Annotated in this window: 21 protein-coding genes; 4 read left to right on the top strand and 17 right to left on the bottom strand. The window is 63.4% G+C overall.

Going from position 1 to position 18,762, the window contains the following annotated elements; all coding sequences use genetic code 11:
- Nucleotides 1-35: 35 nt before the first annotated feature.
- Nucleotides 36-317 carry a hypothetical protein gene (locus EN852_RS02680; RefSeq protein ID WP_127874802.1) on the bottom strand — a complete coding sequence of 94 codons (282 nt, stop codon included), beginning with the start codon at nt 315-317 and terminating at the stop codon, nt 36-38.
- 45 nt (nt 318-362) lie between these two features.
- Here EN852_RS02680 and EN852_RS02675 point away from each other — a divergent pair, with 45 nt between their 5' ends.
- The 3 genes from EN852_RS02675 to EN852_RS02670 all read left to right on the top strand — a co-directional run bounded on the left by EN852_RS02675 (nt 363) and on the right by EN852_RS02670 (nt 3,003).
- On the top strand, nt 363-2,057 hold the full coding sequence (locus EN852_RS02675) for an APC family permease (protein ID WP_246694154.1): 1,695 nt from the start codon (nt 363-365) through the stop codon (nt 2,055-2,057).
- A complete protein-coding gene (locus EN852_RS42135; RefSeq protein WP_246694153.1) occupies nt 2,057-2,287 on the top strand; it encodes a hypothetical protein in 231 nt (76 codons plus the stop codon). Before EN852_RS02675 ends, EN852_RS42135 begins: the two co-directional genes overlap by 1 nt.
- 155 nt (nt 2,288-2,442) lie before the next feature.
- The gene (locus EN852_RS02670) at nt 2,443-3,003 is read left to right on the top strand and encodes a sigma-70 family RNA polymerase sigma factor (protein ID WP_127874801.1); all 561 of its coding nucleotides are present in this window, start codon (nt 2,443-2,445) and stop codon (nt 3,001-3,003) included.
- A gap of 7 nt (nt 3,004-3,010) precedes the next feature.
- On the opposite strand, the gene EN852_RS40730 is transcribed toward EN852_RS02670, so the two are convergent.
- The 11 genes from EN852_RS40730 to EN852_RS02615 all read right to left on the bottom strand — a co-directional run bounded on the left by EN852_RS40730 (nt 3,011) and on the right by EN852_RS02615 (nt 12,206).
- The gene (locus EN852_RS40730; RefSeq protein ID WP_189545673.1) at nt 3,011-3,178 is read right to left on the bottom strand and encodes a hypothetical protein; all 168 of its coding nucleotides are present in this window, start codon (nt 3,176-3,178) and stop codon (nt 3,011-3,013) included.
- A gap of 463 nt (nt 3,179-3,641) precedes the next feature.
- Nucleotides 3,642-3,860 (bottom strand): hypothetical protein, encoded by a 219-nt coding sequence (locus EN852_RS02660; RefSeq protein WP_127874800.1) that lies wholly within the window; start codon nt 3,858-3,860, stop codon nt 3,642-3,644.
- A gap of 55 nt (nt 3,861-3,915) precedes the next feature.
- A complete protein-coding gene (locus tag EN852_RS02655; RefSeq protein ID WP_127874799.1) occupies nt 3,916-4,776 on the bottom strand; it encodes a class I SAM-dependent methyltransferase in 861 nt (286 codons plus the stop codon).
- A gap of 50 nt (nt 4,777-4,826) precedes the next feature.
- Nucleotides 4,827-5,819, bottom strand: coding sequence for a GNAT family N-acetyltransferase (locus EN852_RS02650; RefSeq protein WP_127874798.1), 993 nt, complete (start codon nt 5,817-5,819; stop codon nt 4,827-4,829).
- Nucleotides 5,819-6,880, bottom strand: coding sequence for a glycosyltransferase (locus EN852_RS02645; protein ID WP_127874797.1), 1,062 nt, complete (start codon nt 6,878-6,880; stop codon nt 5,819-5,821). The genes EN852_RS02650 and EN852_RS02645 overlap by 1 nt, the downstream gene beginning before the upstream one ends.
- Nucleotides 6,881-6,898: 18 nt before the next feature.
- Complete coding sequence (locus tag EN852_RS02640; protein WP_127874796.1) at nt 6,899-7,834, bottom strand: beta-xylosidase; 936 nt, start codon at nt 7,832-7,834, stop codon at nt 6,899-6,901.
- A complete protein-coding gene (locus EN852_RS02635; RefSeq protein WP_127874795.1) occupies nt 7,827-8,588 on the bottom strand; it encodes a TIGR04290 family methyltransferase in 762 nt (253 codons plus the stop codon). Before EN852_RS02635 ends, EN852_RS02640 begins: the two co-directional genes overlap by 8 nt.
- A gap of 2 nt (nt 8,589-8,590) precedes the next feature.
- Nucleotides 8,591-9,394: a sugar phosphate nucleotidyltransferase gene (locus EN852_RS02630; protein WP_127874794.1), complete on the bottom strand. Its 804-nt coding sequence runs from the start codon at nt 9,392-9,394 to the stop codon at nt 8,591-8,593.
- Nucleotides 9,394-10,494 (bottom strand): glycosyltransferase, encoded by a 1,101-nt coding sequence (locus EN852_RS02625; RefSeq protein ID WP_127874793.1) that lies wholly within the window; start codon nt 10,492-10,494, stop codon nt 9,394-9,396. Before EN852_RS02625 ends, EN852_RS02630 begins: the two co-directional genes overlap by 1 nt.
- Before the next feature lie 15 nt (nt 10,495-10,509).
- A complete protein-coding gene (locus EN852_RS02620; RefSeq protein ID WP_127874792.1) occupies nt 10,510-11,106 on the bottom strand; it encodes a histidine phosphatase family protein in 597 nt (198 codons plus the stop codon).
- Nucleotides 11,103-12,206 carry an inositol-3-phosphate synthase gene (locus tag EN852_RS02615; protein ID WP_127874791.1) on the bottom strand — a complete coding sequence of 368 codons (1,104 nt, stop codon included), beginning with the start codon at nt 12,204-12,206 and terminating at the stop codon, nt 11,103-11,105. The genes EN852_RS02620 and EN852_RS02615 overlap by 4 nt, the downstream gene beginning before the upstream one ends.
- A gap of 157 nt (nt 12,207-12,363) precedes the next feature.
- On the opposite strand from EN852_RS02615, the gene EN852_RS02610 reads away from it, so the two are divergent.
- Nucleotides 12,364-14,097 (top strand): hypothetical protein, encoded by a 1,734-nt coding sequence (locus EN852_RS02610; RefSeq protein ID WP_127874790.1) that lies wholly within the window; start codon nt 12,364-12,366, stop codon nt 14,095-14,097.
- A gap of 14 nt (nt 14,098-14,111) precedes the next feature.
- Here EN852_RS02610 and EN852_RS02605 read toward each other — a convergent pair whose 3' ends face one another.
- The 5 genes from EN852_RS02605 to EN852_RS02585 all read right to left on the bottom strand — a co-directional run bounded on the left by EN852_RS02605 (nt 14,112) and on the right by EN852_RS02585 (nt 18,760).
- Nucleotides 14,112-14,297: a hypothetical protein gene (locus tag EN852_RS02605; protein ID WP_095820198.1), complete on the bottom strand. Its 186-nt coding sequence runs from the start codon at nt 14,295-14,297 to the stop codon at nt 14,112-14,114.
- A gap of 80 nt (nt 14,298-14,377) precedes the next feature.
- Nucleotides 14,378-15,412 (bottom strand): UDP-glucuronic acid decarboxylase family protein, encoded by a 1,035-nt coding sequence (locus EN852_RS02600; RefSeq protein WP_127874945.1) that lies wholly within the window; start codon nt 15,410-15,412, stop codon nt 14,378-14,380.
- A 23-nt stretch (nt 15,413-15,435) separates the two neighbouring features.
- On the bottom strand, nt 15,436-16,545 hold the full coding sequence (locus tag EN852_RS02595) for a glycosyltransferase (RefSeq protein ID WP_127874789.1): 1,110 nt from the start codon (nt 16,543-16,545) through the stop codon (nt 15,436-15,438).
- Complete coding sequence (locus EN852_RS02590) at nt 16,542-17,636, bottom strand: glycosyltransferase (RefSeq protein ID WP_127874788.1); 1,095 nt, start codon at nt 17,634-17,636, stop codon at nt 16,542-16,544. The genes EN852_RS02595 and EN852_RS02590 overlap by 4 nt, the downstream gene beginning before the upstream one ends.
- Nucleotides 17,633-18,760, bottom strand: a complete 1,128-nt coding sequence (locus EN852_RS02585) for a glycosyltransferase (protein WP_127874787.1) — start codon at nt 18,758-18,760, stop codon at nt 17,633-17,635. Before EN852_RS02585 ends, EN852_RS02590 begins: the two co-directional genes overlap by 4 nt.
- Between the last annotated feature and the right edge of the window lie 2 nt (nt 18,761-18,762).

The following is an 18,762-nucleotide window of genomic DNA, read 5'->3' as shown; positions in this document are numbered from 1 at the left end:
ATTGATGGGCGATAAACTCTCCTGCGCAACCTCGATCACGTCTGGTGAACAGAGGTGATGGTGCCCCGGCGGCGGAATCCAAGCGCAAGAAATTCCGCTTTGTTTCCAGGCGGTTGACCGCCAATCCCAGGCAACAAAGCCAACAAAAATACCCCGAAATATTTCTGTGGATCGCTTCGGTTCACGAATCGTTTTGCGCGTGAAGGCGACTTGCAGTGTTTCGGTCGCGAGGGGAGTCGTTGGGGCGAGCCGATACCGGGTTTCTCCGCTGAAGCGCCAAACGCCTCCAGCCGCGCGCTCGAACCGTCGAGGAACATTCTTCTCTCCGCACTCTTCGGTGGACGTTTTCTCGGGATCGCGACATGTCGATACTTGGATGGATTCTCGGCCGCCGGCTGGCCAATCAGGAACAGTCGCAGCGCAAGATCGGCGTCTTCGAAGGCGTGCCGGCCATGGGCCTCGATGGGCTGGGTTCCTCGGCCTACGGCCCGGAAGCGGCACTCACCGTCCTGATCCCGCTCGGCGCGGCGGGCCTCGGCTATATCGGCCCGATCATGGGCGCTATAGTCGGCCTGCTCGCGGTCCTCTATCTTTCCTACCGCCAGACCATCGCGGCCTATCCCAGCAATGGCGGTACCTACATCGTTTCGCGCGAGAACCTTGGCCGCAATGCCAGCCTGCTCGCCGCCTCCGCGCTGATGGTCGACTACGTGCTCAATGTCGCCGTCGGCATCTCCGCAGGCGTCGGCGCGCTGGTTTCGGCGCTGCCCTCGCTGCACCCCTACACGCTGTGGCTTTGCCTTGGCATCCTTCTTCTGGTGACCGTCGTCAACCTGCGCGGCACGCTCGATGCCGGCCGGCTGTTCGCCTTGCCCACCTACCTCTTCGTGGGGAGCTTTCTGGCGATCCTTGCGATCGGCGTCTGGAAGGCGAGCCTATCGGGCGGGCAGCCGTCGCCGGCAGTTCCGCCGCCGCCGCTGCCGCAGCCGACCGCGAGTGTGAGCCTGCTGCTTTTGATGCACGCCTTCGCCAGCGGCTGCACTGCGATGACCGGCGTCGAGGCGGTCAGCAACGGCATGACCGCCTTCAAGGATCCGCCCGTCAGGCACGGCCGCCGCACGCTGGCGGCGATCTGCCTGGTCCTGGGGCTTCTGCTCGGCGGTATCGCCTTCCTTTCGGCACGCTATCGCATTGGCGCGATGGACCAGGAGAAGGACGGCTATCAGAGCGTGCTTTCGCAGCTTGCGCATGCCGTGGTGGGCGACGGTATTTTCTATTACGTCGCCATCGGCAGCCTGCTCTGCGTGCTCGCGCTTTCAGCCAACACCAGCTTCGTCGATTTTCCCCGCCTTTGCCGCATGGTGGCTGAAGACGGGTATCTTCCCAGGCCCTTTGCAATGGTCGGCCGCCGGCTGGTTTTCTCTGTCGGCATACTCTACCTCGGTTTTGCCACGGGGCTGCTGCTGGTGGTGTTTGGCGGCATCACCGACCATTTGATCCCGCTCTTCGCCATCGGCGCCTTTCTGACCTTCACGCTGTCGCAGACCGGCATGGTGCTGCATTGGGTGAGAGCGCGGCGCACGGAGAAGGGTCCGGAGCACGCAGGTCATCGTATGCATCTGGCGGTCAATGCGCTCGGCGGCGCCATCACCGCCCTGGCGCTCGTCGTGATCGTCATCGCCAAATTCAGGGAAGGGGCCTGGATAACGGTGATCGTCATTCCTCTGGTGATCGTCCTCCTGCGGCTGGTGCGGCGCTATTACGACCACCTCGAGGCCGGTTTGCGCGAGCCCGGAGAGCTCAGTCTCAGCAACACTCAACCGCCTGTGGTTCTCGTCGTGACCCAGCAGTGGAACAGGATGGCCGACAAGGCGCTCAGCTTTGCCTTTCAGTTGTCGAAAGATGTCATTGCCGTCCATGTCGCGCGCCTGTCGGGTGAAGAGAGCGACGAAGAGCGAGCAATTCGCGGGAGGTGGTCGAAGGATGTGGAGGCGCCGGTGAAGGCCGCTGGCCTGCGCCACCCCGCCTGGTTCTCCTCAATGCCGACTACCGGCTGATGTCCGAGCCGTTGCTGAAGGAGATCAGGGTGCTGCGAGTCGAGTTCGGTGGCCGCACCATTGCGGTGCTGCTCCCGGAGGTCGTGCCGCCCAATTGGTGGCAGTACATCCTGCACACCCATCGCGCTCGCCGACTGCACGCCAAACTGCTCGAGTTTGGCGGATCGGACATCGTGATCATTTCCATGCCTTGGTATATCGAGGAGCCGAGGATCGAAGCGCCCCACTGAATGTTGCCGCTTCCCTCGACCGAGCCGCTCAGCCAAAAGTTTCGGCCGAGCGATGGAAAACAGGAACGTTCCTTTTTCTCAGGCATTCTCCCTAGTCTGCATCTCATCCACTCCTGCTTGCTAGGCCCGGAAAATTGTCACCCAGAGAGCATAATTTGTCGAACTCTGACGCCGGTGAGGTCTCCGTCGTTGATCTTATTCCTGCTTTGCGGGCTTTTGCACGAACGTTCTGTCGGGTGCCCGACGACGCCGACGACCTCGTGCAGGAGACACTGACCAAGGGACTCGCCAACCTGGACAAGTTCGAGCCGGGCACGCGGCTGAAGTCCTGGCTCTTCACGATCATGCGCAACACGCATTACACGCGTGTCAAGGCGGCGGCCAGGGAGGCCCCCGGGCTGCTTGACTGCGCCTCCAGCCGGCCGATCTCGGAGCCGTCGCAGGATTGGTCCGTTCAAAGCAAGGAGGTGCATCGAGCCATCCAGAAACTGCCATCCCATCAGCGTGAAGTTCTGGTGCTGATCGGCGTGCTGGGCGTAAGCTATGAAGAAACTGCTGAGATATGCGGTTGCGCTGTCGGCACCGTCAAAAGCCGTCTCAATCGTGCCCGTGCCGGTGTTCTGGAGTTCCTCGGGGAAAGCTCGCCGCAGGCGCTGATCGAGCGACGGCGCCAATTTTCGGACGACCATTGGGATACCGAAGGCGCAAGACGCTAAAGCCAGCCTACGGGCGCTGAGTTGCTTGCAGGACTTTCGCCTCTCTCATCAACGAAGCCCAATTCAGGCCGAGCAAGGCAACAAGTTCAAGCGCCTGCGTTTCGGTGATGCCCGTCGTTGCGACAAGCCGCCGAACGAGTTCGTCCACTTCCGGAGTTCTGCCATCCTGCGCCATCGGGATGACTCCTAACCGGCTACAACGATTCACATATGTTAAGGTTCCATCGATCAAGTTGGCCAGCGACAGCAGGCCCTGCCAATGCCCTTCGGCCGGTCTCGGAGGAATGCCGCATCCTTGCCGCGACACCTTCAACCGCGCTCAGTCGTCATATCGCCTTTGCGCTTTTCGATCAGTGCGTTCTGCAGTTCGAGTGCAAGCCTGGTCAGCCGGTCAGGGACCTTCTCCCGCTCGATGGCGGTCAACAGGGACGCGATCTCCTGATCCAGGCTCTGGATTGCCTGGGCGCATAGATCGCGCTGGCTCCGGCGAGACATCGCATTCTCTTAACAATAGAGGCCCCTTCAGATCTCACTGAGGCATACCCGACCGGCCTTTGCAAGGCGCCCGCCGCAAGCTGTGGGATTTCGGAATCGCAGTCTTCGGATTTCGGGGCAAAAGGCGATCCGCTGGCATTCACTCATTCCTTCGGGAGACGGTTCGCCGCGTGGTCCTGGTACTGATCGGATTTGATCCGGTTGCCGTCCAGACCGCGTTGCTCCGTATGCTGCTTCTTGTCCCGATTGGACAGGACCTCGTTCTCGCCGACCATTTCCTTGTCGAGGGTCGTCTTCGCCCCGGTTCCAGAGCTCTTGCCCTGGCTGCCCCGGCCCATATGCTTCTTGCCGCCGGTCGCCATTGTTCGTCTTCCTGCCTGCGTGAAACTGTTCGGCGACCGAACTGCCGCCCGCGCGTTATGTTCCGCCGCCACGGCGGATAAGGAAGACCGTGCCGTCCCAACTGCGGAAAGGCATTTCGCCGTCGACCAGGACATGCATGCCATAGGCACGGGCAAGACCGTTGATATCGCGGGAATCGATGTCCGGCGATGTCCGATAAGAATAGTTGAGGATTGCCGCCATTCCTCCCGGCCGCAGCACGCGCGCGATCTCGCCGAGGTGCCGCCCGGCAACACCGGCAAGCATCAGGTAAGGAAAACTGTCGAGAGCCAGCACGTCGTCGAAGCTTTGATCGGCAAAGTCATCGAGGTCTAGGCCCGAGGTCAGGCGGAATTCCACATTGGCGACGCCGGCGCATCGCCGGCGCGCGATGGCGATCATCCCGGGCGAGATATCGATGCCGACGATAGATCCCGCCATGGCGCCAAGCGCATGTTCGAGGCGCCCGATGCCGCAGCCGATGTCCAACATTCGTTTGTGGGCGCCGAGCATGCCTTGCCGTTCCAGCCACAAGGCAATCTCGCCGGTTGTGGCCGAGAGTCTGTCCTCGTCGCCCAGCGAAGACAGTTGCACGCTGGCCGCCGGGGAGATGGCCGCCGCCCGATCGAATCCGCCGGCCAGCCGCTCGACGGTCATGGCGGCCGGCTCGCCGTCCGGCAGATCATGCGAGACGCAAGCAGCAGCCCTGCGGACGGCGTCAAAGGTGTCGGCGTTGTCACGAAGCGTCGTGGCGATCTCTTCCAACCAGTACTGCCGGGGGACATGGCTCGGGCGCATCTTCAGCGCGATATCCGCCAATTGCGCCGCGCTGGTCATATTATCGATATGGACAGCCAATCTCGCCAGCGCGTTGTCGACGGAGAGACCATCGGCCATGCAATCCTCCAGAAGGCGCCTGGCAATCGCACCGGTTTGCCTCACGGCGGTCACCGCGGCGCGCTCCGCATCCAGACCTTCTGCGCTGTCCAGCGGTCTTTTGCGCCCCAGCCATATTTGTAACTTTCGCGTCCGCGCAGGAAATCGAACTCCCTTGCGCCCTCGCTGGCGGCTTCGGCGATGGCATGGCCGATCAGGATCGCGCCGGGGCTTTCCTCGGCATAGGCCGGATCGAACCCGCCGAGATAAGCATAGGCCCGGCCGTGGTGATGAAATCCGTAATAGGCACCGACGACGGCGCCGCCGATCTCGATCGTCAGGCATCGCGCCAGGCCTTTATCGGCAAGCCGCGGCAGGGCCCTGCGGTGGAATTCCACAGCCGCGGCGGATAGCACGCCCCCGCCATGACCGGCCCAGCGCGCGCCATGCAGCGGGATCAGCCTCTCGAGAAATATCTGCGGATCGGACTCGCCGCGGCTGACGACAACGGCTCCCCTTCGCCGGGCAGCTCGCTCGGCGCGGCGCAACTGACGCCTTCGTCTCGCCGGAACCGAGTAGGCCAGGGTTCGATCGCCATCGAGCGGCAGCACGGGACAGGCGGCGTGCGCCATCGACCGGCACTCTTGTGCATTCGGCAGCTCAAGGCTCAGCGACATGGCATCGGCCGGGAGGTCGGGCAGGATCCATTGCGACCATTCGAGCGAGAGCACCGCGCCGGCAATGGCGGCGCCAGCCTTCGCCTCCAGTTCCGGCACGCACAAGATGTCGAGGTAGTCGCTTAGAGAAATGCCGATGGGCAGCAGGCGCTGACCGCGATCATGCCTTTCGACATAGAGCGGCGCCAGGCCGGCGAGGGCGTCTCCACTCCACACTGCAATGGCCACAAGGTCGCCGGGCGCGAATGTCCGCCACCATGGAATGAGCCAGGCAGGAGACTGGAACGGCGTGGCCGAGATGCTCCGCCGCCAGAGCCGCCACCAATGCGGCTCCAGGTCCTCGAATGCTCTCGCGTCACGAATGATCTCGGTGCGCAGACCGCCCATCAGCCGGTTCCCAGCAAGGCGCGACGGGTGCCAAGCTTTGCCAGCGCTTCGTAAGCATCCATGTAGGATGGGATCATGCGCTCAAGCGAGAAGCGGCGACGCGCCTCGGCACGGCACGCCGCGTGGTCCAGGGCTCCGGAAGCGATAATGGCTTTCGCCATCTCCTCGACGTCATTGACCAGGAAACCGGTCCTGCTGTGCTGGACGACATCGGGAAGGGCGCCGTTCGGGAAAGCGACGACCGGTGTGCCGCAGGCAAGCGCCTCCATCGCGACAAGCGAGCTTGTTTCGGGGGCAAGGCTGGGAATGACAAGGCAGCGTGCGGTGTTGAGCAGCCGCCGCTTGGCATAGAAGCCGAGTGGCCCGAGGAAACGCCGCTGGCGATCGAGCCGGGGGCGGACCTCGTCGGCGAAATAGCGCAGATGGGTCTCGTATGGATAGACCTGGCCGGCGATCGCCAGAGGCACGCCGGCGCGCTTGGCGGCCTCGATCGCGAGATGGACGCCCTTCTCGGGACAGATGCGGCTGAGCACCAGCGCGAAATTGCGCCGCGACCGGGGCTGGTTCAGCGCATCGATATCAACACCGTTTGGAATAGGCTTCGCAAGCCTCGACCCTGTCGGCGCCATCCTGTGCTGCGCCTGCGAGACTGCATGCAGCCACAAGTCCTCGCGTGACGGCGCCAGCACCTCGGGCGGGTACCAGTCGAGTGGTAGGTGCAGTGTCACCAGGGTAGGGCCGTCGGAAGGCAGATAGGCATCGAAGTCGATCCCGTGGAGATGAACGACATCGATGGGCCAGCGCGCCCGGGCGGCCGCGATCGCATCGCGATGCACTTGATGAGCTCGGTCCTTCGCCGCCTCGTCGAGCACACCTGTTTCGGCTTGTGTCTCCACCAGGACGCCGGCCGTGCTCGAGCCGTGGCAGGCGACGACAACCGAACGGTGGCCTTTCTCGACCAGCGCCCGATCCAACGCCGACAGCACCTGTTCCGCGCCGCCGACCGCATCCGGCCCGACGGGCGCGAGGGGATAGGCGACGTTGAGGACAGTCAGTGTCATCGCTGATCGAGCCGGGCCTCACCACGCCGCCGACACACGTTGCGCTGCTGCCATATCGTCGCCGATCGCGGGAGCGTAGCGCCGGATCATCGCTGCGCAGAACTCGGCGAATTCCTCGGGGATCTGAGGCGGGCTGGTGTGATGAGGCTGCAGACCGCGATGTTCCGGCGTGAAGCAGAAGGTGACGGTGACGTTGAAGTCGGCCAGCGCTTCCATCTGGCGGTCGAACCAGTCCAGCGCATTCGGCCGAAAGCTGTCGGCCCAGGACAGGCCTGTGCGCAGATGGGTGACGCCCAGACGCTCCATCCAGGCAACAGCGTCGTCCAGCCGAGGGTCCTCGTAATGGAACCACTGCACCAGGCCCATTTGCGGAGTGTGGCGCACGAATTCCTCGAGCGCCGGCTTGGGCGTGCCGTCCTCGCGAAGCAGGCCCATGTAGAAATGCCTGTAATAGGACGAACCTTCCGCTTCCCGATGGCGTGTCGTCGCCTCCCACGAACGCGGCAGGTCATAGAGGCTGTACCACTGCACGCGCGGCGCAAGTCCGAGCAAAAGCTCCGCTGTCCGGCGCAAGCCCCAGACCTGCACCTCCTCGGCGCCGAAGGTCGACACGCCCACTTCGCTGACCCACACCGGAATGTCGGCGACCGTCGCGATTTCTCCGAGCTTGTGGGGCCACTCGTGAATTTGCCAAAGGTTCCAGTCCAGCGGGAAGCCATGCACCGCGACCGCCTCGACATGGTCCAGGACACCGAATTCCTTCATCCGCGTCATGAAGCCGGCATCGATCGGGGAAATGCCGCCCAGCACTCTTGTGATGGCAGGATTTTCCCGGCCGATCGCGTCAGCCGCCAGGATCGCCATTGTGGCAAAACGGCTCCAGTCGGGGTCGAGCTCCGGGTCCCAGTGCGATTTGTTGTTGGGCTCGTTCCAGATCATGGCGGCTTCAATCACGGGTCTCTCCTTTCGAAGGATAGACGGCGGCGCTGCCGGTCGGTTCGCCGGACGCGCGGCAGAAATAGACCTCGTCTTCCGGGTGGAGCAGGATCTCGAAACCGGAGCTGCGCAGCATCGCTTCGGTGCAGGCACGGTTCGGAATCCACCAGTTGGTCGGGTCGTCCGCATAGCGATGCTCGATGAAGTGCAGCTTCGGAAACTCGGGCTGATCGAAGAGGTCGCGTGTCCAGAAATGGTAGTTCTGTTCGAGCGGCAGGACTTCGTTGCTGCCCCGCTGCATCGACTGGAAGATCATCAGGTCGTTCGCGACATGCGCGCGGATCAGGTCGAGCGCCAGCAGCGGGTGGCGCAGGTGGTAAAGCACGCCCATGAACAGCACGATGTCGAAGCGCTCGCCGAGCGAGGCGACGTCGTAGACCGACAGTTCCCTGAACTCGATCTCGCAGTCGGCGATCTCGGCGGCGAAACGCGCCTGGGCGAGATAGGCTTGGTCGAAGTCTATCCCAAGCACGCGATCGGCGCCGCGTTTCTTCATTTCGATCGAGTAAAAGCCTGCGTTGCAGCCGATATCGAGCACCGACTTGCCCGAAAGATCAGTCGGAATGGCATCCGCGAATTTGCGCCATTTGATCAGCGGGTAGTTGCCGAGGAAATGATCGGGAGCAGTCTCCACGCCCGCGAGCTCCATATTGTGGAACCACGGCCCCAGTGCGTCGATGCGGCGGCGTATTTCCGTGCTGGAATGCAGCATGGCTAAGCTCCTTCGCCTGGAACGGTTGGCACGCCCGAACGGTCCTGCGATGCGAATATCGGCAGGGTCGGATCATCGAGGGCATCGTTGCTTTCGAGCAGCCTGAGCGCAGTGCGATAGCCGTTGAAAGTACCGACATCGACATAGGCCGTCCCCGCCTTGACGCCGTAAGCTTCGCCTCCGCCGGCGAGATAGGCGTTGACCAGCGTGCCGAAATACTCGTCGACGCCGTCGCGCTGGCGCCACAGGGCCGCCAGTTGATGGAAGATACGGCCCGGCGTCTTGAAGGCGCCCCAGACCCAGTTTGTTGCGGCGTCAGCTTGCTTGACCTGGATCTGCTCGACCCGCCCGTTCCCATCGAGGACGACGGCGTCGAACAGTTCCGGGCGATCGACCGGAAACATCAGGAAGGACAGCCGGTCGTCGGCCAGGCGGCAGAAGCCATCTTCGGGGAACCAGATCGTATCCGGCAGGCCGACCAGGACCGTTTCTTCCGGCGTCACGAGCGGTGCGGCGCGGAAGATCGCGTCACAGAGTCCAACTGGGGAAGGCTGCGCCACGAAGATCGCTGCGGCATTGTCGTAGCCGGCGGCGTAATATTCGAGGATGTCCGACTTGCCCGAACCGATGATGAAGCAGATGCGGTCGACACCGTTGCGGACCATCCGCCGCACCAGATATTCGCTCACCGCGCATGGACGCTCGGTCTGGCCGTCGAGCCGGCTGCCGACCGGCAGCAACTCCTTGGAGAAACCCAGCGGCTGAATGCGGCTGCCGCGGCCCGCGGCAGGCACGATGCCCAACATCAGACGACTTCCTCCATTGTGCCCCTCGACATGGACGCGAAGGCGTCGTTCAGGATGCGGTCGAGTTCGGCGGCGCGATGCGCGGACGTATGCTCGTCGAGGACGCGCTCCCGGGCGCGGCGGCCGAGCGTTTCGATCTCATTGTCCGACAGGCCAAGGGCGGCAATGACGTCGCCGGTGCCATGCGCCAACAGAATCTCGCTGCGGGGCGTGAAGAAGCTGTCGAGGCCGGCCCAGTCGTCGGAAATAATCGCTGTGCCGCAGGCGGCCGCCTCGAACAGACGGCCAGATGGGCACCAGCCCTGTCGCGCCATCGCCTCGCGGGTGACGTTGAGCGTCAGGCGCGAGGAGGAAAAGAAGGCCGGGTGGTCGGCGGGGGGCAGGTGCCTGACGAAATAGATGTTGCTGCTCCAGGGAAAGTGCTGCGGGTACTGCGCCCCGCCGATGATGAAACGGCGCTGCGGCAATCGGGCTGCTGGAGCGACGAGCAGCCTTTCGACGGCCGCCTGCCGGTCCTCGGCATAGGTCCCGAGATAAGACAGGTCGGCGGCGAACTCGGACCTAGACTGCGCCGGCCGGTGCCGGTTGGGGTCGACATGACCGTAAAGCGGCAGGACATGACGCGCGCCGAGAATGCTCTTCAGTGTGTCGATCGCCGGCCCTCCGGTATAACTCAGGACCAGATCGAAATCGCGCAATTCTTCCGGCTCGAAATAGGCCGGGTAATCACCTCGCTCGATGTTGGCCAGCGTCACCGGTGTATCGAGGTCGTAGAACACTTTCAGGCCGCGACAGCCGTCGTTGGCGAGCCGCGAGGCCTCCACGGCATCAGGACAATAGGAGGTGACGATGACCACGTCGGCCTGCCCTATGGCGGTCTCGGCCTCTTGGCGGATATCCTCCCAATCCGGGTAGAGAACGACATCGCCGCCGCTCAAGCGGTCGATGTCCCTGGCGCCGGCGTAGTAGGGCGTATCGCGCTCGAAGAAGCTGATCGACCAGCCAAGCGGCGCCAGAGCGCCAATCAGCCCGCGCCAGAGTGTGGCATGCCCGTTGCCCCATGACGATGTGACGGTGAGGCCGAAAATGACCATGCGCATCGGTTACCGCTCCCGTCAGGCGATTTCATTCAAACGGATCAGCTTGGAACCCCAGTCGCCGTGGACGACTGTTGTGATGGAGGCCGGCGCGATATCGAAGCGGAAGCAATCGCCGAGCGGCAGGCCGAGGATCGCGCAGACAGCCGCCTTGATCACATCGGCATGGCTGACAAGCGCGATGCACTGACCCTGTCCATTCTCGCGCAGCGCGTCCATGAGGCCGATCATCCTGTGCTGGACGTCCAGCATGGTCTCGCCGCTCGGCGTCCGGGCGCTCTGGCGCTGGTCGTTCCAAAGCCGCCAGCTTGCGTCGCCGTTCAGTTCTTCGAAGGTCTTTCCGGACCACTCGCCGAAGTCGATCTCGTCGAGTTCCTTGCAGATCGCGATCTTCTCAATCTCGCAAGCGATGGCGATCGGCTTGGCTGTTTCAAGCGTGCGTTCGCGCGGGCTGCTGAAGATCGCCGCGAGCGGTTCCCGCGCCATCCGTCGGGCGAGATGCAGCGCCTGCGCCTGGCCGGCTTCGCCGAGGCGAACGCCTTCGAGCCGCCCGGCCAGATAGGAGCCGACATGATCATGCGCCGCGTGGCGGATAAGAAAGAACGTCGTTGTCATTCGGCGGCGTCCAGCATTGGCTCGTCGTTGCCGGCGATGAAGGCGAGCGTGCGCAGGCGCGCTTCTGCGTCGGTGAATTGCTCCGGCGGCGATTTCATGAAGTAGCTGCTGGGGCCCGTGAGCGCGCCGGCAATGCCGCGATCAAGCGCGAGCTTTGCGCAACGGACGGCGTCGATGACGACGCCGGCCGAATTGGGCGAATCCCAAACCTCCAGCTTCAGCTCGGCATTGAGCGGCACGCCGCCGAAGGTGGTGCCCTCGACCCGGATATAGGCCCATTTGCGATCAGTCAGCCACGGGACATGGTCGCTGGGTCCGACATGGATGTTGCCGGCCTCGAGCGGGACGTCGATCTGGCTGGTGACGGACTGCGTCTTCGAAATCTTCTTCGATTCCAGCCGCTCGCGCTCGAGCATGTTGAGGAAGTCGGTGTTGCCGCCGAAATTGAGCTGATAGGTGCGATCGATGCGCACGCCGCGCTCGCGGAAGAGATTTGCGAGCAGCCGGTGCACGATGGTTGCGCCGACCTGGCTCTTGATGTCGTCGCCGACCAGGGGAAGGCCGCGTTCCTCGAAGCGCCGGCGCCATTCCGGCCTCGAAGCGATGAACACGGGGATGCAATTGACGAAGGCACAGCCGGCATCGAGTGCGCATTCTGCATAGAAATGCGCGGCCTCTTCGGAGCCGACCGGAAGATAGCATATGAGCACCTCGGTCCCGCTTTCCTTGAGCCGTGCGGTTACGTCTGCGACCGGTTCATCGGACTCTTCGATCGTGTCGCGGAGATATTTGCCGATGCCGTCGAGAGTCGGACCGCGCTCCACACGAACGCCGGTCGGCGCGACATCAGCGAAACGGAAGGTGTTGTTGGGCGCGGTGTAGATCGCTTCCGCCACATCGCGCCCAACCTTGTTTTCCGCAACATCGAAGGCGCAGGCCACCTCGATATCGTCGACATGGTAGCCGCCGAGATCGGCATGCATCAGTCCGGGGATCGGCTCGTTGCCATTGGCGTGGCGGTAGTAGGAGAGACCTTGCACAAGGGATGATGCGCAGTTGCCTACGCCGACGATGCCGATACGAACTTTCTTCGATGTCACGAAACCACTGCCTCTTTTAAGTTGGAGGTAAGTTCCTCGCCGCCGAACCGGGAGCGGCCTCGAATGTTCCTTCGCGCCGCGAAAAATTGGTGAGTCTGATTGCGGATCAAAGAGGCGCCGCTTCGCGTTGGCGGCCAGACAGGCAGGCAGGAGCCGTATGATCGTCTTCGGCGACCACAAGCGAACGCATAGCGCAGAACAGCTCCGGGAGGCTGTCTTGGCCGCGGCTCAAGCAATTGGCGATCTGCCTGCGGGCCTCGAACGTCACGCCGCTCTAGTCGATCTTTTCGTCACCGCCTCTGAACTCTTGCAGGGCCTTGCCGATGCGGAATTCGACACGAGAGGCGTCGACACCAGTTCGTCGAGGCAGAAGCTGGGGTCGGAAATTCTCGTCGAGTTGTCGCGGGAAGTGCTGCGGTCCTGGCAACAAGGATTTGCCCGAAGCGGAGCGCTCGATGCGTCGCTGCTTGCGAAGCTTGCCGCCTTCGATTGCGGCGGCGCAATAGCCACCGGACCGGCTGAAGGCTATGCGCTGTATGCCCTCTACCCGGAAACCTATCTGCTTGCGGCGTTGCGGTCCGGCCTCGACGCAAACACCTGCGTCATAGGCATCCGCAGCATCGGTCTCGGCCTGGCGGCGATGGTCGCCGCCGCCCTGCATGCGCCGTCGCCTATCAGCGTACGGCCGATCGGCCATCCTTTTTCCCGACACATTAGCGCCGCGCCCGAACTCCTCGGCTCTTGGCGCGACAGACCGCAAGCCAAATTTGCTGTCGTCGATGAGGGCCCGGGTCTCTCCGGTAGCTCATTTCATGCCGTCATTGCCTGGCTTCGCCGGCACGGGATCGACCAGGAGCGCATTCATCTCTTCCCGAGCCACCGCGGGGGGCCGGGCGCGCAGGCTGCTGCCGAAACCGTCGCTGCCTTGTCGCAGTGCCAAAGCCATGTCGCGGAGTTCGAAGATGCCTTCGACGGCGCAGTCGCCCCCCGGCTGCGGGACTGGATAAGACATCTGCTTGGCAAGACCGATGTTGAGCTTCATGAGATTTCCGGCGGGGCGTGGCGCGAATGTCTCTCTGTGCCGACAGGCGCCTGGCCGCCTGCATTTCCGGCGTTCGAGCGGCGCAAATTCATCGCTTCGTCCGGCGGCGAACGCTGGCTGGTCAAGTTCGCGGGCCTTGGCGAGACTGGACGTCGCAAGCTGCGCACGGCCAAGGCACTCCACGAAGCCGGCTTCGGCGCCCAGCCTGCCGGCCTCTGCCACGGTTTTCTGGTCGAGCGCTGGATCGATGCCGGCAGGCTGGACCGGGCAGGGCCGGCAAGGGATTTGCTGATCGAATGGCTTGGGCATTACCTCGGCTGGCGCGCTGCCAGGCTGCAGACCGACGAGGCAGGCGCGTCGTTGGACCAGCTCGCACACATGGCGGTGCAAAACTGCGAGGAAGCGCTGGGGGAAAAGTTTGCGCACGCCTTGCAGAACTGGTTTGCCTGCCAGCCATCACCGCGTCCAACGCGCCGGGTCGAGATCGATGGACGGCTGCACCCTTGGGAGTTTCTGGTCCTTCCCGGTGGATCCCTGGTCAAGACGGACGCGCTCGATCATTGCCGCTCGCATGATCTTGTCGGCTGCCAGGGCATAGAATGGGACATCGCGGGCGCGCGGGTCGAACACGACCTGTCCGCCGCCGAGCTTTCTAAGCTGGTAATCTGCATCGAGCAAGCGACACCGATCGACTGGGCTTTGGTCGACTATTTGGAACCTTGTTATCTCGCGTTTCAGCTTGGTCTCTGGACGATTGCTGGGCAATCGGCCGACGAGCGGGAGCGGATGCGTGCCACGCATATGGTCGAACGTTACAAAGCCGGGCTTGTCCGGCTTCTGGGCTGTTGAAGGCAAGCCTGGACTCAGTCGAGCCTGCGCAACATGTCGGCTTCCTGCTCCAGGATACTCGCCACTTCCTCCCGTTGCAGATGCGTCATCATCAGGCTGACGCAGCACTCGAGGTAAGTGATGGAAGCTCTTCGCAGGAACGCGGCGGTTTCCGCCGCCGCCATCTGGTCGATGTCGTTGACTGATCGCTTCGGCTGCACAGCTCTTCCTCCATCGCGGTTGTCATTCCCAACCGCGATATCGATTGGTTGTTCCGCCCCGGTGAAAAGATGCCGCTGCTTCAGAGCTGCAGGTTCTGCAGCTTTCCCCGACCCGCTCTGTCGATTGCAGCGACGGGCTCGATCGCGAGATCGTCCATCCCTGAAAAGTAGACGATCGTCTGCATCAGGCCTTGCCTGAGAGGCACCCTGGGCGACCAGCCGAGAAGCGCCTTTGCGCGGCCTATGTCGGGGCGGCGCCGCCGCGGGTCGTCCTCAGGCAGAGGCAGGAACTTCACGGGCGATCTGGTCCCGGTCAGCTCGCGTACCAGTCTTGCCAGTTCGAGGATCGAGAACTCCCCCGGATTGCCGAGATTGACCGGTTGGCGGGGGTTGGGATCGACATCCATCAGGCGTCGCAATCCCTCGACCAGATCTGTGACATAGCAGAAGGAGCGGGTCTGCCGGCCGTCGCCGAATATGGTCAGCGGCCGTTTCTCGATCGCTTGCATGACCAGATTGGAGACAATGCGGCCATCAGCGGGGTCCATCCTGGGCCCATAGGTGTTGAAGATACGGGCGACACGAATATCGGCCATCTCGGCGCGCAGATAGTCGAAGCAGAGCGTTTCGGCGGCGCGCTTGCCCTCGTCGTAACAGGCTCGCGGTCCGGTGCAGTTGACGTGACCGACATAATCCTCGCGCTGCGGATGCTGTTCCGGATCGCCATAGACCTCGCTTGTCGATGCCTGCAGGAAGCGGGCGCCGTTGCTGGCGGCGAGCTCCAAAAGATTGAGGGTCCCGATGACACAGGTGCGGGTCGTATGGATCGGGTCGGCTTGATAGCGAGGCGGCGATGCCGCGCAGGCCAGGTTGAAAACGCGATCGACAGGTTCACCGAGCTCCAGCGGGGTGCAAACATCCTGCTCGATCAGCCGAAAGCGCGCCTGGCCGACCAGCGAACTGACATTCTCCATTCTGCCGGTGAGGAAATTGTCGACGCAGATCACGCGATAGCCGTCATGCAGCAGCGCCTCGCACAAATGCGAGCCGAGGAAACCGGCGCCGCCGGCAACGAGCGCCGTCCCTGTTTGTTCAGCCCTTTTTGATCGCCGCATATCGATGGTCTCCTGTCTGCCGCTCATGCTGCACTTTCGACGTCCAGATCGACCGCCGGACGCGTCCCGACAGACGGCGTCAGCGCCGAAACGAATTCACGTGCCCTTGCCATGGCGGTATGTCTTGAAAGCACCGCCTCGCGCGCCAGTCTGGCCATATTGAGCCTTGCCCGATCGGACTTGGCGCTGAGGATCTTTTTTACATCTCCAGCATTTGACGCCGTCTCGATCGCCGGAACCGGGAAGAAATCGTCGAGTCCAGGCCAGCGGTCGCTTATGATGGGAGTGCCGCAGGCAGCGGCCTCGAAAAGCCGCACGCTGGGCGACCATCCGGCCGCGATCATCGAAGCCCGCGTAAGGTTCAATGTGTAGCGCTGGCGGCTGTAGAAGGCGGCATGTTCGGAAGGTGGCAGGTGCTCGATCCGCTCCACATTGTCCGGCCATGCGATGTCGGCGGGATATTGCGAGCCGGCCACGACGAAGCGGCGGTCCGGCAGGCGCCGTGCAGGCTCCAGGAGCAGCGCTTCCAATGAGGGCTGCCGGTCCGCGCTATAGGTGCCAAGGTAACCAAGGTCCCATTCGACGGCGTGTCTGGTGCGACGATGCCGCGTTGGATCGACGGAGCAATAGAGCGCCTCCGCCCGGCGCGCGCCGAACTCGGACTTTAGCCGCTCCAGCGTCGGTCCGCCGGTGAAGGAGAAATAGACGTCGAAATAGGGAATCTGCCGGCGGGCAAGATAGTCGCAATCGTCCTCGGCAACCCGCGCCAGCGTCACCGGCGTGTCGATGTCATAGAAGCAGAACTGCCCCGTGCACCGCGAAGCAAGGTCGTCGATGATCGCCCTGCCTTCAGGCACGAAGGAACCTATCACCACCGCGTCGGCGCGCTGCAGCTCCTGCCGGTGGTTGCGGCGCAGCTCCGAGACCGTCTCGTAGTAGCGCAAGTCGCAGAAATCGGGGTCGCGCAGGTCCCGGTGATGCGCGTACCAGGAGACGTCGCGTTCGAAGAAGGTGACGCGATGGCCGAGCTCGTCAAGCGCACGCAGCAGTCCCCTGAAAGTCGTCGCATGGCCGTTGCCCCAGGACGAAGACAGGGAAAGTCCGAGGAAAACGATGTCGAGCGGTTTCGTCATTCCGCAGCCTCCATTGCGCGGCGCTCGAAATGCGCCTTGAAGATGTCGTCCACGAGCCGAGCCCTCAGCGTGTAGGTATGCTCCGCCAGAACGCGCCGCAGCGCTGCCGCGCCGATCGCCTGCGCCCGTTGCGGCGTCAGAGTGTGCATGATCTCGGCGACATCGGCTCCGTCGCGGGCCACCAGGATCTCTTCTCCAGGGGTCAGGAACAACTCGATGCCAAGCCAGGCGTCCGTCAGGAGGCACGCGCCGGCCCCTGCTGCTTCAAAGACACGTGTCGCGGGCGAAAACCCGTTGGCGGCCATGCTGTCGCGGCTGATGTTGAGCACGGCCTTCGGCGTGACGTTGAAGGCGTTGTGATCGCTGGTGCCGACATGCCCCAGCCATGAAACATTCGCCGGCAGCGGCTTGTCGGCCCAGCCGGAGCCGCCAAGCAGGAAGCGCTGGCCGCCGAGCTTACGGGCCGGGTCGAGGAAGAAGGCGTCAACCCTCGCCTCGCGGTCGGGCAGCCGATTGCCGAGGAAGGCCAGGTCGCAGGCGAAGCGCGGATTTGCGGCGACGGGATGATGCGTCTCAGGATCGAGCGCATTGTAGATAGGCACGCATTCCGCGGCGCCGAGCGCACGATAATCCCAGACGACCGGGTCGCCGCCGCCATAAGTCAGCACGATGCCGATCCGCTTCAGGGCCTCATGCAACGGGTGGTCGGCGTCGTCGCGCAATTCGCTTAGCGTCGCCGGCGCATCGACATCCCAAAACACGGTCAGCGCCTCTGGGCGGGCATTGTCGAGGACTGCCTGCAGCAGCGCATCGTCTTCGAAGCCGACACCGCTTGCCTTGACAACGATGTCTGCCTGCGCGGCGCGCGAGGCGACCTGCATCAGCGCATGCGCTGTCGGCTCGTAGACCACGACGCTGCACCAGTCCGGCGCCTCGATGTCACGATGCTTCTGCCGGTCATAGACGTCGGGCTCATAGAAGACGATGTCATAGCCGCGCTGCGACAGGGCCTTGAGCAGGCCCCGATAATAAGTGGCCGCGCCGTTCCAGTAGGACGACAGGAGGCTCGATCCGTAAAAGGCGATTTTCATGCGGCGGCCTCCGCTGCAGGTTTGATTTCAGTCGCGTCGCGATTGCCGCATGCGGCGAGGATGGCGAACATTTCGTCGGCGCGGTGCCGGCATGTGTGCCGCGCAAGGATGGTCTCCAGGCCCGATGCGGCCAGCGCTTCCGCGAGCTCGCGATCGTTCACCACGTCGCGGAGGTGACCTCTCATCTCGTCGCCGTTTCGGGCGAAGAGGAAATCCGTTCCGGCGCGGAACAGCCCTTCGACATCCGCCCATGGCGCAGACACAAGCGGAATGCCGCAGGCCAGCGCCTCGAACATGCGAATGGTGGGAATGCCCGGCAGGCTCTCCCGGTAGGGCCGGCGTGGGATGTGCATGGTGACGCGATGCCGGGCGAAGGCCTTCGGCACATCGGCATTGGCGATCCAGCCTTCATAGCACAGGCCGGTATCCGCGAGGGCCGTAAGCGCATCCGGCGGATAGCGCACCCCGTGCACGGTTCCCGACAATCCAAGCGCTCTCGCCGGCTCGATCAGGAACTCGGCGATCTCGGCACTGCGTTCGTCGTCGCCCCAATTGCCGATCCAGACGAGATCGGACTCACGGTCGATCTCGGGCAACGGCTTGAACAGCCGGTCGTCCGCGGCCTCATGCCAGGTGAAGACCCGTCTGCCCCAGCCGGCGCGGAGATAGCTTTCCCGCAGCACTTCGCCGAAGACCAGCACTCCGTCATAATGCTCCAGCTGAAGCGCCGCGATCGCCTCGGTCGCCGATACGGCGCGGTGATGGGTGTCATGGAACAGGAGTGTGAAGTTGCAGTAGGCTCGCGCCCGTCCGATACGCGCGACAAGGTCTTTGTCCGTCCATTCGTGGACGATCACGACATCCGCGCCGGCGAGCCACGCTTCGTGCTCGAAGCCGGGATCGTAGGCGGCCACCATTAGTTCCGGAAAATCCTTGCGAAAGCGCTCGACGGCGAAGGGGCCTTGCTCGGCGAGCAGGTTCGATCGGCTCCAGCCATCGGCGGGCTCCAGCGCGGCCACCCCATGGCCACGCGCGATAAGCTCTCGCATGATGCCGCGCTGGAAATGCGCGTTGCCGTGGTTCCAGTCGGAAACCGCCGAATGGGTGTAGAACAGAAAACGCATGG

It is taken from the genome of Mesorhizobium sp. M2E.F.Ca.ET.209.01.1.1 (genome assembly GCF_004010375.2).
Lineage (GTDB): Bacteria > Pseudomonadota > Alphaproteobacteria > Rhizobiales > Rhizobiaceae > Mesorhizobium.
This window is presented reverse-complemented; position numbering and strand designations above follow the sequence as displayed.